At 71.9% G+C, this 14,819-nt stretch carries 12 protein-coding genes and 1 riboswitch; of the genes, 3 read left to right on the forward strand and 9 right to left on the reverse strand.

Going from position 1 to position 14,819, the window contains the following annotated elements; genetic code table 11:
* Positions 1–17: 17 nt before the first annotated feature.
* The 4 genes from ACNTMW_RS06115 to ACNTMW_RS06130 form a co-directional block, all read right to left on the reverse strand.
* A complete protein-coding gene (locus tag ACNTMW_RS06115; RefSeq protein ID WP_426632386.1) occupies positions 18–590 on the reverse strand; it encodes a DUF421 domain-containing protein in 573 nt (190 codons plus the stop codon).
* A gap of 226 nt (positions 591–816) precedes the next feature.
* A complete protein-coding gene (locus ACNTMW_RS06120) occupies positions 817–2,121 on the reverse strand; it encodes an NAD(P)/FAD-dependent oxidoreductase (RefSeq protein WP_426632387.1) in 1,305 nt (434 codons plus the stop codon).
* Between the two features lie 244 nt (positions 2,122–2,365).
* Positions 2,366–3,433, reverse strand: coding sequence for a tryptophan--tRNA ligase (trpS, locus tag ACNTMW_RS06125; RefSeq protein WP_426632388.1), 1,068 nt, complete (start codon positions 3,431–3,433; stop codon positions 2,366–2,368).
* Positions 3,434–3,775: 342 nt separating this feature from the next.
* Positions 3,776–5,560 (reverse strand): right-handed parallel beta-helix repeat-containing protein, encoded by a 1,785-nt coding sequence (locus tag ACNTMW_RS06130; RefSeq protein WP_426632517.1) that lies wholly within the window; start codon positions 5,558–5,560, stop codon positions 3,776–3,778.
* A gap of 348 nt (positions 5,561–5,908) precedes the next feature.
* On the opposite strand from ACNTMW_RS06130, the gene ACNTMW_RS06135 reads away from it, so the two are divergent.
* A complete protein-coding gene (locus tag ACNTMW_RS06135; RefSeq protein ID WP_426632389.1) occupies positions 5,909–7,183 on the forward strand; it encodes an FUSC family protein in 1,275 nt (424 codons plus the stop codon).
* A gap of 4 nt (positions 7,184–7,187) precedes the next feature.
* Here the strand turns inward: ACNTMW_RS06135 and ACNTMW_RS06140 are convergent, their stop codons facing one another.
* Positions 7,188–8,336: an AI-2E family transporter gene (locus ACNTMW_RS06140; RefSeq protein WP_426632390.1), complete on the reverse strand. Its 1,149-nt coding sequence runs from the start codon at positions 8,334–8,336 to the stop codon at positions 7,188–7,190.
* Between the two features lie 168 nt (positions 8,337–8,504).
* Positions 8,505–8,622, forward strand: a riboswitch (SAM riboswitch).
* Between the two features lie 31 nt (positions 8,623–8,653).
* Here ACNTMW_RS06140 and ACNTMW_RS06145 point away from each other — a divergent pair.
* Together ACNTMW_RS06145 and ACNTMW_RS06150 are read left to right on the forward strand one after the other, a co-directional pair.
* A complete protein-coding gene (locus ACNTMW_RS06145) occupies positions 8,654–9,958 on the forward strand; it encodes an aminotransferase class V-fold PLP-dependent enzyme (protein WP_426632391.1) in 1,305 nt (434 codons plus the stop codon).
* A 455-nt stretch (positions 9,959–10,413) separates the two neighbouring features.
* Positions 10,414–10,569: a hypothetical protein gene (locus tag ACNTMW_RS06150; RefSeq protein WP_426632392.1), complete on the forward strand. Its 156-nt coding sequence runs from the start codon at positions 10,414–10,416 to the stop codon at positions 10,567–10,569.
* A 34-nt stretch (positions 10,570–10,603) separates the two neighbouring features.
* On the opposite strand, the gene gndA is transcribed toward ACNTMW_RS06150, so the two are convergent.
* The 4 genes from gndA to larE are packed head-to-tail and all read right to left on the reverse strand — an operon-like array spanning position 10,604 to position 14,788.
* Positions 10,604–12,043 (reverse strand): NADP-dependent phosphogluconate dehydrogenase, encoded by a 1,440-nt coding sequence (gndA, locus tag ACNTMW_RS06155; RefSeq protein ID WP_426632393.1) that lies wholly within the window; start codon positions 12,041–12,043, stop codon positions 10,604–10,606.
* A complete protein-coding gene (gene larC / locus ACNTMW_RS06160) occupies positions 12,040–13,215 on the reverse strand; it encodes a nickel pincer cofactor biosynthesis protein LarC (RefSeq protein WP_426632394.1) in 1,176 nt (391 codons plus the stop codon). Before larC ends, gndA begins: the two co-directional genes overlap by 4 nt.
* Positions 13,212–13,922 (reverse strand): nickel pincer cofactor biosynthesis protein LarB, encoded by a 711-nt coding sequence (larB, locus tag ACNTMW_RS06165; protein WP_426632395.1) that lies wholly within the window; start codon positions 13,920–13,922, stop codon positions 13,212–13,214. The genes larC and larB overlap by 4 nt, the downstream gene beginning before the upstream one ends.
* Positions 13,919–14,788 (reverse strand): ATP-dependent sacrificial sulfur transferase LarE, encoded by an 870-nt coding sequence (gene larE, locus ACNTMW_RS06170; RefSeq protein WP_426632396.1) that lies wholly within the window; start codon positions 14,786–14,788, stop codon positions 13,919–13,921. Before larE ends, larB begins: the two co-directional genes overlap by 4 nt.
* Between the last annotated feature and the right edge of the window lie 31 nt (positions 14,789–14,819).

Genomic DNA, 14,819 nt, shown 5'->3' on the forward strand with positions numbered 1-14,819 from the left:
CTTCTGCGCGCTGCAGGCTATCGAGCGCCGTGTCTTCCGGCAACGATCTGCGTCTCGAGGCGGGCCAACCGGGCCAGTATGGTCTCGATGTCGCGCTTCGTAGCGTTCTGTTCCTCGGGTTTGAGCGTGACGAGCAGATGGCCGCTCGGCTCGAGCACCCCGGACGCCACGTCGGTGATGTCGTCGCCGTGCTGCGTCCGTACCGCGTGCTCGATCTCCTGCGGTCGCAGCGCGAGGCGGCGCATCTCCCGGGCCACCGGTCGGCCGTCGGAGATCACGGTCGTCGGGCTGCCTTCGAGTAGCCAGGCGGCCCAACCGCTGCGCGCGATCAACCGGTTGAGGACGTTGTCGGCGGCGACCAGGGTCACGGCGCCGATCGCGCCTCCGGTGACGCTGTTGTCACTGCCGATGATCGCGTTCTGGACGACGTTGGACAGCAGGAAGAGCACGGCGAAGTCGAGCGTGTTCAGCTGGGCCAGACCTCGCTTGCCCGTCAATCGGAACAGCAGCACGATGGTCGCGTACACCAGGATCGTGCGGAGGATCTTCTCGAGTACGGGAACCTGGACGACGAGGATGTCATGCCACATGCGGTGTCCTCCGGGCCAGCGGCGGTAGCGCGTCAGTTCGGTTGACCGGAACACCCCGGTTCACCCTGGCGGTTCCTTCCCCTGACCGGTGCAGACAGCCCGGTCCCCGAGCACAGCCGTGAGCCATGGCGGGCAGGTCGCGGTGCGATCTGTCGGCCTGGCCCGCCGATGCCGGGTCGGGCTCGGCGCGCCAGGAACGCGCTGCCGGTCGGAGCAGGGCGTCGCGCTACCGCCGGGCGGCGACCAGTTCCGGGGAGGCCGTCTCCAGCGGTACGGCCGCGGGCGGGACCAGGCCCAGTTGGACGGTCGGGCGTGGCAGCGCAGCGTCCAGCACCCAGTCCACCGCCGTACGGGTCCGGTTGCCAGGCAGTGACAGCAGGTGGTAGCCGCGGGTCACCGCCTTGGCCGGCAGCCCGGACATGGACGTACCCAGCGGGTTCGCGGCGGCCTGCGTGCCGCCGAGGTCCACCACGAAGCCGAGGTCGTGGTGCCGGTACGGGCGCCTCCGGCCCTGCCCGTAGGAGGCGGCGATGTTGCGCGCCACCTGCCGGCCCTGGCGTTCGGCATGCTGGGCCGTCATCGCGGTAACCTCGCCGGGGCGGGTCAGGTCCGGCACGGCGGCGGCGTCGCCGCAGGCGTACACCTCGGGATGGCCGGGCACGGTGAGGTACTCGTCGACGACCAACCGCCCCTTGTTGGTCTTCAGCCCGAAGCTGTCGACCAGCGGGTCGGGGCGGACGCCGACACACCAGATCAGCGAGCGGGTGGCGACGAAGTCGCCGTCGGTGAGCTTCACCCCGTCGTGGGTCGCCTCCTTCACCGAGACGCCGGTCCGCACGTCGACGCCCCGTTCGCGCAAGACCCGGTCCGCCACCTCCGACAGCCGTTCGTCCAGTCCGGGCAGCACCCGCTTCGCCAGGTCCAGCAGCAGCCAGCGGGGCCGTTGCCGGGCCAGTCGCGGGTACTGGGCGTGCAGGACGTCGGTGTAGAGCACGCCCTGCGCGGTGACCTCGGTGCCGGTGTAGCCGGCGCCCACCACGACGAACGTCGAGCGGGCCGCGCGTTCGGCGGGGTCGTCGTCGGCGTCCGCCAGTTCGATCTGGCGGGTCATGTGGTCACGCAGGTACAGCGCCTCCGGAATGCCCCGGAAGCCGTGCGCGTACTCGGCCACCCCTGGAATCGGCAGCAACTTGTTGACACTGCCCACGGCGATCACTAACCGGTCGTAACCGATCTCCCCGCGCCGGCCGTCGCGGTCGACCCATCGCACGCGCCGGCGGTCGAAGTCGGCGCCGTCGACCTCGCCGAGGATCAGCCGCACGTCGGGCAGGGTGCCGGGGATCGACACCGTCACCCGGCGCGCCTCGAGCAGCCCGGCGGCGACCTCCGGCAGCAGCGGAACGTACAGGAAGTAGTCGGTTGGGTTGATCACCGTTAGGTCGGCGCGGCCCCGCGCGAGGAGCGACAGCGTGCGGGCGGCGTGGTAGCCGGCGAACCCCCCGCCGATGATCACAATTCTCGGCCTAGTCACTTCATGTCCTCTGCTCGCGACGTTGGGCGACCATTGGCGTTCGACAGGTACCCGCCTGGGTCGTGGACAACCCGATGACCCACCGGTTTCGTCGTCACCGCACGCGTGGCTTGGCGGCTCACCATTCACCGCAACAGCGTGGTCGTACCGGCGGCCACTCGCCGACGCGGATAGAAGGCCGTGGCTGGCGGCGATCGCCGCCCGGCCGGTTCGCGGGCGCGACACCGGCCGGGCCGGGCCGGGACTAGTAGATCATCTGCATGACATCGCGGACCCTGGACAGGGTCTGGTCGGCGATCTCGTTGGCGCGGGCGTTGCCGTCTGCCAGGACGCCGCGCAGGTACCCGGGATCACGGGCGAGTTCGGCGCGGCGCCGGCGCAGCGGGCGCAGGTGCTCGTTGACCGCCTCGGTGACGACCGCCTTGAGCGCGCCCGCGCCCCGGTCGCCGATCTCGTCGGCCACCTCCTCGGGGGAACGTCCGGTGCACAGGGCGGCGGTGAGCAGCAGGCTGGCGATCTCGGGACGGTTGTTGGGGTCGTAGCTGACGGTGCGCTGGCTGTCGGTCTTGGCCCGGCGGATCAGCGCGGCGGTGTGGTCGTCGGTGTGGCGCAGCTCGACGGCGTTGCCGCGGCTCTTGCTCATCTTGGTGCCGTCGGTGCCCAGCAGCAGAGGTGCGGCGCTCAGCAGCGCCTCCGGCTCGGGAAACACCGGTTGGCCGGCGGCGTAGCGCTGGTTGAAGCGGCGGGCGATGAGCCGGGTGACCTCCAGGTGCGGTAGCTGGTCGCGGCCGACCGGGACCAGGTTGCCACCGCAGAAGAGGATGTCGGCGGCCTGGTGCACCGGATAGGTCAGCAGCAGTCCGCTCATCGACCGGCCGCCGGTGGCCTCCGCTTCGGCCTTGACGGTCGGGTTGCGGTCCAGCTCGGCGACGCTGACCAGGCTGAGGAACGGCAGCATCAGCTGGTTGAGCGCGGGGACCGCGCTGTGGGCGAAGATGGTCGACCGGGCCGGGTCGATCCCGGCGGCGAGGTAGTCCAGCAGCAGCTCCCGGACGTTGGCGGTGAGGTCGCCGAGGCTGTCCCGGTCGGTGATGACCTGGTAGTCGGCGATCACAAGGAAGACGTCGACCCCGGCTGCCTGCAGGCGTACCCGGTTGGCGAGGGTGCCGAGGTAGTGCCCGAGGTGCAGCGCTCCGGTGGGCCGGTCGCCGGTCAGGATCCGGAACCGCTCCGGGTGCCGGCTGATCTCGGCTTCGAGCTGCGCGCTGCGGGCGACGGCGATGCTGGCGGGGTCGTCGATGGCGACGGTCATGGTGGTCTCCGGCTGGTGGGGAGCCACCTTCGGTGCCGCCGACGACGAACGATCAGGGGTGCCCTGCGCTGTCGAGCTGCCCGAAGGCAGCTCGAGACAGGGTCAGGTCACGGCCGCCGGACGGGCGGACGCCACCAGGTGCGCGAAAAGAGCAACACGGACCGGAGTATATCGGGGTGACTCGGCCCCCACTCCCGGGTCGGTGGGGGTACCGCTCACATACGGATGCGACGTGCCGGTTTTGCCGGGACGCACATCGCCAGGGGACCATCGGGCGAACCGCTCGCCGGAACCCTTCCCCTGCGAGGCGCTCCGAGGTATCGCCTCAGTGCTGCCGGGACGTCAGGGGCTCTTGTCGAGCCCGAAGTTGTGGTACCAGTGGCCGCCGGCGGGCGCGGTGTCGAACAGGACCGGTGCGACGCCGTTGCCTTCCAGATCGTTGTCGTACACCCGGCCGGATTCGCAGGTGCCGCTGTTGGTGATGCGCAGGCCGTGGGTCTGGGTCTGGTGGGGTTGGCTGTCCCAGATCCGGTTGGTGTGGATGGTGGGGCGATAGGTCGGGGCGGCCAGCGTGATGCCCGCGCGGACCGCGGGGGAGTCGGGCAGCCGGTACGGCGCGCCGGGCGGCGGGGTTCCTTCGGGCCAGGCCGTGGTCGCGCCGGGACGGGCCGGGGCGAGGGTGAGCGTGGTGGCGCTGTTGCCCATGACGATGGCCTGCTGGCCGCCGGCCGTGATCCACTCGCCGCGGTGGCCGTCCGGCAGCCAGTCCGCGGCGGTGTCGACCAGCGACAGCGCGGTGTAGGACACCGTCCGCCCGCCACCGGACGACCGGGGTTCGGCGCGCCGGCCGTTGTTGCGCACCCGATTGTCGGTCACCGACGAGTCGGACAGCGAGGTGTCGATGAGGACACCATCCAGGGCGTTGTCCCAGAACTCGTTGCATTCGATGACAACGTTGGCGGCGGGTACCTGGGCGCCCCCGGCGAGGTTGTGCTGCCAGTAGCCGTAGCGGCCGTTGCGGCTGATGCGGTTGTCCACGAAAGTGTACGGGCCCGGGGTGTTGCCGACCGCGACGCCGTCCCAGACGTTGTCCTCGATCACGCAGCTGGTCACGATTCCCCCGCGTCCGGCGATCGCCGTGGTGCCCAGCGACGAGACGTCGTAGCCGGCCTGGTGGTTGGCGATCATGGTGCAGGCGGCGACGACGAGCCCGTCGGCGCCCCAGTCGGAGATGCCGAACCGGTTGCCCTCGGAGTGGCAGCCGATGACCCGGATGCCGCTGGGCGGGGTCCAGTCCAGTTGCTGCAGTTCGAAGAAGATCCCGTTGGTGCCGTTGCGCACGGTGGTGCAGGCGCTGATGGTCAGCCGCTCGGACGTCCCCCAACCGCCGATGCCGATGCCGAGACCGGCGCCGCCCATCCACTCGTAGTTCTCCAGCCGCCCGCAGTGCGTGACGAGAAGGTGGTCGACGAACGTGTCCTGCAGGAAGTCGCAGCCGAAGCCGCTGGCGGGGGTGTCGTGGATGTAGAGGTCGTGGAACCGGCCGCGCAGCACGTACTGCAGCCCGAGCCCCTTGGCGAGCACGTTGTACTCGGGCAGGATGACGCCCGTGCCGTCGATCTCGAAGCGCGCGAAGGTGCAGTCGGCGAGGTGATTGTCACGACTGGCCCCGTGTTGCAGCGCGGTGAAGTAGGCCAGCGGCGTGGGGGATGTGACGTTTCCCGGGTTGGACAGCGCAAACCGGGTGGCGGCGGGGCCCGCGCCGATCAGCGACACGCCGCTTCGCCAGACGGTGCCTTCGTCGCGGATCGAGTACACCCCCGACGGGCAGTAGATGGTGCGGGGCTGATGGTCGTTGGCGTAGGCAGCGCCGAGCCGGTCGACCAACTGCTGCAGCGCCGGCTGGTCGTTGGTGATCCCGTCACCGGCCAGACCGTGCTCACGGGCCTGGTACACGAACGGGTCCACCGCCCAGCCACCGGCAACCACGTCTGCCCCGTCCACGATCCCGGTCGTGCCGCGGTCATGGCGGGCAGGCTCAGCGGTTCGTTCCTGGCGGCCCTCCGCCGCCTGACGACGCACGGTGGCGTGGCGGCCGGCGGCCGTAGCTGAGGCTGCGGGATCCATGTCGTCGGGCGAACACATCTGGTTCTCCTAGGCGGCGCAGCCGATCGGCGCAATCGGTACGCCGCGCCGGGCCTGCCATCGGTGGTCGACCGCTCCTACGTGCGGTTCCCTCGCGTACGGCCGGAAAACGTGGATCGGGCCGTCGCTTTGAATAGCCGGCGCAATCGGTGTGGCGGCGTGCGCGGCCGGGGAGTCAGCCATGGACATCCCGTAGGGCAGGGCGGCGAAGAGCGGATGTCATACCTGTCGTAGCCGGACGGCGTCCGGTCCCGCCCATCGGCGGCGGCTCGGCGAAGCCCCGCGTGTTGCCCCTGACATATCTGACCACGTGGTGGGCAGATCGTCGTGGTGCGAGACCGTCCAGCGGCATACCGGCTGGCGGCGCTGGTCGTGGGGCTCACCCTCGCCGCCATGCAGGAGTTGGGCGGGAACCCCACCGGAGCGGGTGTGAAACCGCGGCGTCCGAGAGTGCACATCGACACCGGCGAACTGCGCCGGTTGGTCGGTGCCGGATCCACCGTACTGTCGAAGGTGGCGGCCGGCGCGTGGCCGCTCTTGCACCAGGCAGCCGCCGCCACCGTGGCGTGGGTGATCGCCAGGCATCTCGTCCAGCACCACCAGCCGTTCTTCGCACCGGTCGCTGCCGTCGTCGCGCTCAACGCGTCACTCGGCGAGCGAGGCCTGAACACGCTGCGACTGCTGCTGGGAGTGGTGGTCGGGATCGTGACGGGCGAGCTCGCGCTCGGTGTGCTGCGCGGCGGTTACGGGACCCTGGCGGTGGCCAGCTTCACCGCGATGGCGGTCGCCCGGGCGCTGGGCGGTGCCCGCATCGTGATCGCCCAGGCGGCCGCCGGGGCGATCCTCACCGTCGCCGTGGCCAACGGCGAAGCCGGCACGCAGCGGCTGGAAGACGCGTTGATCGGTGCCGGGGTGGCACTGGTGTTCAGCCAGCTGCTGTTCCCTCCGGAACCCGTCGCGCTGGTGCGCCGTGCGGAGGCGGCGGCGCTGGCGGAGATGGCCGTGGGCGTGGAGCTGACCGCCCGCGCTCTCGACGGTGACGGCGACCTGGCCGCGCAGGCGATGAGCCGCCTGCGCGAGCTGCGTGACCAGCTGTCCGAGCTCGGCCGCACGAGGCGGGCCAGCTGTCGGGTCGTCCGTCACTCCGTGGCCTGGCGTTCCCGGACGGCACCGGTGGTGCGCGAGAACGAGAACGCCGGCCATCTGGATCTGCTCGGCGACAGTTGCCTGATGCTCACCCGTACCGTCATGGCGATCAGTCCGCGCGAGCGCCGCCGGCTGGTGCCGAGCGTGCGCGAGCTGGTCGGTGCGCTCACCGCCCTGGCGAAGAAGCCCGGCGATCGCGCTACCCGCCAGCACGCGGCTGATCGCGCGCTCGACGCCGCTCGCCGCCTCGCCGACATCGACACGCCGGCCGACTCGGCGCTCGCTGCCGCGATCATGGCGGTGCGGATGGTCGCCGCCGACATCATGGTGTTCGCCGGGGTCGATCCGGGACGGGCCGGCGACGCTTCCCGGGTAGGAACCGGCAGGCTGAACGTCCCCACGCCGCCGTCGACGCCCCGCACCCCGTTCGACGCGGGCCGCTGGCGACCGGCCGGATGATCAATCAGGTACCGGGCTGATCGTTGCCGGGTCGATCGTGGTCCCGCCGCGATGTGTCGTTGTCCCGGCCCGGTTCATCGTGGTCGGTGTCCCCATCGGCGGCCAGCGCGGAGGCCATCCGGTAGACAACGGCGGTCACCGGTACCGCGACCACCGCACCGGCGATGCCGGCCAGCACGGTACCGGCGGAGACCGCGATCAGGATCACCGCTGGATGCAGCCGGACGCTGCGGCCCATCACCAGCGGCTCCAGCAGATTGCCCTCGGTCTGCTGCACCACGATCACCGCCACCAGTATGATCAGCGCGGCGGTCGGCCCGTTGGCCACCAACGCCACCAACACCGCCGCGGCACCGGCGACGGTGGCACCGATCAGCGGCACGAACGCGGCTACGAAGGTAAGCGTCACCAGCGGCAGTGCCAGCGGGACGCCCACCAGCAGCAGCGCCACCCCGATCCCGACCGCATCAGCCGCCGCGATGATGACGGTGGCGCGCACGTACCCGGTCAGGGCGTCCCAGCCCGCTCGCGCCACCCGGTCGACCCGCCGGCGGTGTGCTGACGGAACCCGGGCCAGCGCCCAGCGCCACATCGTGTCCGCATCCTTGAGGAGAAAGAACACCAGGATCAGTGCCAGCACGATCGCGCCGAGGATCTCGGTGGCGAGGGCCGCACCGGTGACCGGGCGGGGTAACGCTTCACGCACGCCGTCGACGACCCGGCGTGCCACCGCATCGATCTGCCGTCCGCTGATGGGTAGGGGCCCGGCCGTCAGCATCCGCCGTATCTGGCCGATGCCCTCGTCCAGCCGACGGCCAAGTGCATCGAACTGCGTGGCGACGTGCCGTCCGATGAGCACCAGAGGCAGGATCAGAAACGCCAGCAGCAGCAGTACCGCGCACAGGGCTGCCGCCCACCGCGGCAGTCGCAGCCGGTGCAGGGCGTCGGCCACCGGATCCAGCAGCGCGGTGAGCAGCAGGGCCGCGACCGCGGCCAGCGTCACCGGCCCAAGACGTACCAGGATCCAGCCGACCAGGAACACCGTAGCGGCGATGACCAGCACGCAGCCGCAGACGATGGCTGTGGTCAGCAGGTTGGTGGGGACCCGGCGGCGCCTGGGCGCGCCCTCCCGGCTGCCTCCCGATCCGCTCATGCGCGTGCTGCTACCCCATGTCCGGCCTTTGATCCACCGCGACCGGAGCCCCACGGGATCGCGGCTCGCAGCGGGCTTGAGCAGCGGCGAGGCAGCCCCGGGGTGATCGAGCGCACAGGTGTTGGTTGTTGACCGTTATTCCTACGCTTCTAATAGGATATCGGCACAGGTCACGAGTGCCAGCGTCAAGCCCCGGCTTGCTGGCCGGCAACCCTCGTTGTTCGCGGTGGGGTGCCCCGGGTGAGGACCGGGCCCGTGCGCATCCGCGTCCGGGCAAGCGCGGACCCTCCGGGGTCTCCAGCCCGGAGGGGTTCATCATGGTTGCCACGTTCGCCAGTGCCGATGTCGACACTGCTCAGGCCGGCCCGGTCGTGCTCGGCGACCGGTTGCCGGTCACGCTCGCCGACGGCCGTACCGTCGACCACGTCAACCTCGACTACGCCGCGACCGCTCCCTGCCTCGCCGCCGCGGCGACCGCGGTCAACGAGCTGCTGCCCTGGTACGCCAGCGTGCACCGGGGTGCCGGAGCGGCCTCGCAGCGCTGCACCCTGGCGTACGAGCGGGCCCGGCAGACCGTCGCGGATTTCGTCGGCGCCCGCGCGGGGGACCACGTGGTCTTCACCCGCAACACCACCGACGCGCTGAACCTGCTGGCCCGCTGCCTGCCCGCCGCCACGACCGTGGTCGCCTGGGCCGGGGAGCACCACGCCAACCTGCTGCCCTGGCCGCGCACGGTACGCCTGCCGATCCCCGGGTCCCCGGACGCCGCCGTCGACGCCCTGACCGAAGCCCTCGGCCGGCTCGCCGGCCCGGTCCTGGTGACCGTCACCGGCGCGTCCAACGTCACCGGCGAAGTGTGGCCGGTCGCGGCGCTGGCCGAGGTGGCGCACCGGTTCGGCGCCCGGATCGCCGTCGACGCCGCGCAACTCGCCCCGCACCGGCCGGTCTCCCTCGCCGAGTGGGACGCCGACTACCTGGCGCTGTCCGGGCACAAGCTGTACGCCCCGTTCGGGGCCGGGGTGCTCGCCGGCCGGGCCGACTGGCTCGACGCCGCACCGCCGTACCTGGCCGGCGGCGGGGCGACCGCCCACGTCGGCGACGCCCTCGACGACGTGGACTGGCACGTCGGACCGGCCCGGCACGAGGCCGGCACCCCGAACCTGCTGGGCGCGGTGGCGCTCGCCGCGGCCTGCGCCGACATCGCCGCCGCGGACCGCGCTGCGCTGGCCGCTCACGAGAACGCGCTCCTGGCCCGCCTGCGCACGGGACTGGCCGGCCTTGCCGGCGTCGCCGAGCTGCGGACCTTCGCCGCCGACCACGACCGGGTCGGCATCGTCAGCTTCACCGTCGCCGGCCACGCCGCCGCTGACGTCTCCGCCTACCTCGCCCGACGACACGGCATCGGCGTACGCGACGGCCTGTTCTGCGCCCACCCGCTCACCCGCCGGCTCCTCGACGAGGCGTCCGCACGGCTGGGCCGGCCGCTCACCGGCGGCGCGGTACGGGCGAGCATCGGCATCGGCACCACCACCGAGCACGTCGACCGACTGCTCGCCGGGCTGCGGGAGCTGGCCGGTGCGTCGCACCGGCGCGGCGCACCGCTCGCGGGCGGCAGCGTCTGATGTCGACGCCCTCAGCGTTTTACGACACGCGCGCAGCTTGCTTCCTACTAAACCGATGGGTTAGGTTCACTACCATGATCATCCGCAGCGACCACGAGATGAGGCAGCGCCTCATGACCTGCCTGGTTGCGCGGCGTCACGTCGATCTGATGCGCATCTCCAGTGCGCTCTGTCCGGCCTAGGGCGGTAGACCGGCCACTGGGTGGCCAGACCTGAGGCGAGCGCGGAATCCGCGTCACGGCGGATGACGCCCAGCCGGGCGTTGCGACCGGGTTGGGCGCAAGCAGCTCGGCGCACCGGCCCAACGGCAGGATCTTGTTCGTCAGCGGAGCGTACCGACCCGGGCCGTTTCGCCATGCCCGACCGGCGCGGCGTACGTTCCGATGCGGCGCCCGCCGGTGGTTCGACGCCATCGCCGTAGGGAATGGATCGTTTGTCGCACTCAGGAGGCGAAGATGCGGGCGTTACTGGTCGCCGTCGGAGTCGTCGGGGTCGTGTTGATCCTGCTGGGGCTGCTCCTCAAGGCCGCCGAGTGGCTGATCATCATCGGTTTGGTGGCGTTGGTGGTGTCGATCGTGTTGGGTGTGGTCAAGGCCCGTCGCCTTGGGTAGCCGGCACGGTTCACCGCGCACCGGCCAGGCCTGATCAGGCGCTGGTACGTATCTCGGCACCGTCCTGCGCCCAGCGGGTGTGGAAGCTGCCCGGGGCGTCGACGCGACGGTAGGTGTGTGCCCCGAAGAAGTCGCGCAGCCCTTGGATGAGGTTGGCCGGGCCCCGCTCGCGTCGGTAGCCGTCGTAGTAGGACAGGGCGGAGGAGAACGCGGGTATCGCCACCCCCTGTTCGGTCGCTGTCATGACCACCCGCCGCCAGGAATCCTGTGCGTCCGCCACCGCGTCGGTGAAGTACGGGACCAGCAGCAGGTTGCGCAGGTCGGGGTGGGTGGCGTAGGCGTCCCGGATCCGGTTGAGGAACTGCGCGCGGATGATGCAGCCGCCGCGCCAGATGGTGGCCAACGCGCCCAGGTCAAGGTCCCAGCCGTAGCCTTCGGACGCGGCGCCCAGTTGGGCGAAGCCCTGGGCGTACGCGACGACCTTGCTCGCGTACAGCGCCTGCCTGATGTCGTCGACGAGGTCGGAGCGGTCGGCTCCGCCGCCCGGGGCGGGACCACGGAGCGTGCCTGACGCGACCTTGCGCTCCTCGCGCAGCGCGGACAGGGTGCGGGCGAACACCGCCTCGGTGATGGCGGTCAGTGGTACGCCGAGCTCCAGGGCGTCCTGCGAGGTCCAACGCCCGGTGCCCTTCTGCTCGGCCTCGTCGACGATCACGTCGACGAGTGGCCGGCCGGTCCGGTCGTCGGTCTTGGCGAGCACCTTCCCGGTGATCTCGATGAGGAACGACTGGAGGTCGCCGGAGTTCCACCGGTCGAAGGTCGCCGCGATCGTGGGTACGTCCAGCCCGGCGACGTGCCGGAGCAGATCGTAGGCCTCGGTGATGAGCTGGATGTCGGCGTACTCGATGCCGTTGTGCACCATCTTCACGTAGTGCCCGGCCCCGTCGGGGCCGATGTAGGTGCAGCACGGCACGCCGTCGACGTGTGCCGCGATGCCGGTGAGGATGTCTTCCAGTTCGGCGTAGGCGGCCCGGTCGCCGCCGGGCATGATGCTGGGCCCGAGCAGCGCGCCCTCCTCACCGCCGGACACCCCGGTACCGATGAATCGCAGGTCCTGTTGGGCGCAGTGTGCGACGCGCCGGCGGGTGTCGGTGAAGTGCGAGTTGCCACCGTCGATGAGGATGTCGCCGGGCTCGAGCAACGGCGTGAGCTCATCGATCACGGCGTCGACCGGCGGGCCGGCCTTGACCATGACGAGGATCCGCCGTGGCTTCTCCAGGGCCTGGACGAACTCCTGCATGGTGTCGGATCCGGTGAACGCGCCCTCGTCGTGGTAGGCGTCCAGGAACGTTCTCGTCCGGGCCGTCGTGCGGTTGTGGACGGCGACCGGTATCCCGTGCCGAGCCATGTTGCGGGCCAGGTTGGCGCCCATCACCGCCAGACCCGTCACCCCGATCCTGCTCTTTCCGGTCATCGCGTTGCTCCTTCGATCGTGTCGGGTAGCGGATGGAGGGCGAGTGTGCGGGCCCGCTCCGCCACGATCCGCAGCGGCAGTCCGAGCGCCGTCGCCGCCGCGGCGACGTCGTCGTGTTCGGGTTTGGCGCCCCACGGGCCGTGTTTGATCCGGATCGGGTGCCCCTCGAGGTCGATCGTGCTGGTCCGCCGGGACAGCGCGAGCCGCTCGACCGGGATGCGGCGCAGACCCAGGCTGCCGGTCTCCGCCAGGACGATGCGCTCGCACGCGGCGGCCCGCTCCGGGCGGACCAGCACCTGCACGGTATGGGCGGGGCGGCCCTTCTTCATCACGATCGGTACCAGCCAGGCGTCGGCCGCTCCGGCGGCGAGCAGCCGGTCGACCAGGTGGCCGAGCACCTCGCCGGTGACGTCGTCGACATTCGTCGCCAGCAGGTGCAGCGCCTCGACCGCCCCGGTGGCCTCGCCCAGCAGCGCCTGCAGCACGTTGGACCGGCCCCCGACCTCCCGGCTGCCCGCGCCGTACCCGACGGTGTGCACGGTCATCGGTGGAACGGGCCCGAATCGGGCGCGTGCCGCCAGCAGAAGTGCCGCACCGGTCGGGGTGACCGTCTCCCCGCCCGCGCCTGCCGGGACGATCGGGGCGCCGGCTCGCGCCAGCAGCGCCGCGGTCGCGGGCGCCGGTACGGGGAGCGTGCCGTGCCGGGTCCGTACCGTCCCGGCGCCGAGGCCGAGCGGGCCGCTGTGCACGGCGGTGATGCCGAGCAGGTGCAGCGCCGCGGCCACGCCGACGGTGTCGACGACGGTGTCGGTTCCGCCGATCTCGTGCAGGTGTACCCGGTCGACGGCGACGCCGTGCAGATCCGCCTCCACGTCGGCGATGGCCCGTACGGCCCGCGTGGCGAGCGCCGCCACCGGCTCGGGCCGGGCCCGCCCGACGATCTCCAACAGTTCGGCGGCCCGGCGGTCGGTCGCGTCGTCGCGCACGGTGACCACCGCCCGCGTCGCGGCCAACCCGCCGCGCGTGACCTCGATCCGCGCCAGGTCCCACCCGTCGATCCCGGTACTGCGGACCGCGGCGCGTACGCCGTCCAGCGGGGCGCCCAGCCCCAGCAGCGCGCCCAGGAGCATGTCGCCGGAGACTCCGCTGAACGGGTTGAGCCAACAGATCACCGGCGGACCGCCATCCGGTAGGCGGCGATCGCGGCGCCGAACCCCGAGTCGATGTTGACGACGACCACCCCCGGTGCGCACGAGGACAACATCGCCAGCAGCGCCGTCACCCCGTCCAGGGCTGCGCCGTACCCCACTGAGGTCGGCACGGCGATGACCGGGCACGCCACCAGGCCGCCGACGACGCTGGGCAGCGCGCCTTCCATACCCGCGATGCAGATCACCGCGCCTGCCCTGGCCAGCGGCCCGCGTTCGGCCATCAGCCGGTGCAGACCGGCCACCCCGACGTCGCTGATGCGGCGCACCGACAGCCCGACCGCGCCGGCCACGCCGGTCGCTTCGGCGGCCACCGTGCTGTCCGCGGTCCCGGCCGAGACGACGGCCACGTCGAACCCCACCGGCGCGGCCCGGCGCCAGACCAGCAGCCGGGCAGCGGGATCGTGCTCAGCGTCCGGGATCGCCCGGCGTACCTCGCTCGCCGCCGATGGCTCGACCCGGGTCACCATTACCGGACCGGTGTTGGCCCGCAGCAGGCTGCGTACGACGCCGGTGATCTGCTCCGGGGTCTTGCCCGGCCCGTAGACGACCTCGGGCAGGCCCAGCCGGGCCTCCCGGTCGGTGTCCGGGCGGGCCCAGCCCAGGTCGTCGAAGCCTCGTGGACTGCCGATCGACCCCGCCCGGGTGTGACTGTCCGTGGAGTGATTCACGCGCGGTCCAGGTGGGTCATGGTGAACGCGCCCGACTGGATGCCGGCCAGGTCGAGCGCCGCGTACCGGAACCCGGCCGATGTGACGGCCCGCTGTACCGCCTGGCGCAGCGGCTCGGTGACGGCTCGCGGCAGATCGGCGGGCGGAAGCTCGATCCGGGCGACGTCGCCGTGGTGGCGTACGCGGAGGTCGGTGAAGCCGAGCCGGCGCAGCGCCGCCTCGGCGGCCTCGATCTGGCCCAGCTTCTCCGGCGTCACCTCGTCGAAGTGGGGAATCCGGGAGGCCAGGCAGGGACTGGCGGGTTTGTCGGCGCACGGCAGCCCGAACGCCCGGGCGATGCCGCGCACCGCGGCCTTGTCCAGGCCGGCGTCCGCGAGCGGGCGCAGCACCGCGTGGGCCGCGGCGGCGCGCGCGCCGGGACGGTCGGGGCGCCGCGCGTCGTCGGCGTTCTCCCCGTAGGCGACCGCGGCGAGGCCGTAGCGGTCCACCAGTTCGTCGGCGATCCGGGTGAACAGTTCGTCCTTGCAGTGGAAGCAGCGGTCGGGATGGTTACGGCGGTACTCGGGGTGCTCGCCTTCCCGGGTGACCACTTCCCGCACGCGTACCCCGAGGCCGGCGGCGATGTCGTGCGCGGCGGAACGTTCGGCGGCGGCGAGGCTGGGCGAGACCCCGAGGATCGCCAGTACCTGGTCGGGCCCCAGCGTCCGGGCGGCCAGGGCGAGCAGGGTCGCGGAGTCGACCCCGCCGGAGAAGGCCACGCCGAGCGGCGCGGTGCCGGCCAGCAGCGCCGCCACCCGGTCGGCCGCTTCCCGGTCGGCTCTCCGCAGTTCGGGGTTCGGGCGGATCGAGGTGTGCGGCGGGGTCATGGCGTTCCCCTCAGCTGCCGCGCCGGCGGGT

Origin of the sequence: Planosporangium spinosum (genome assembly GCF_049999945.1) — a bacterium.
GTDB lineage: Bacteria > Actinomycetota > Actinomycetes > Mycobacteriales > Micromonosporaceae > Planosporangium > Planosporangium spinosum.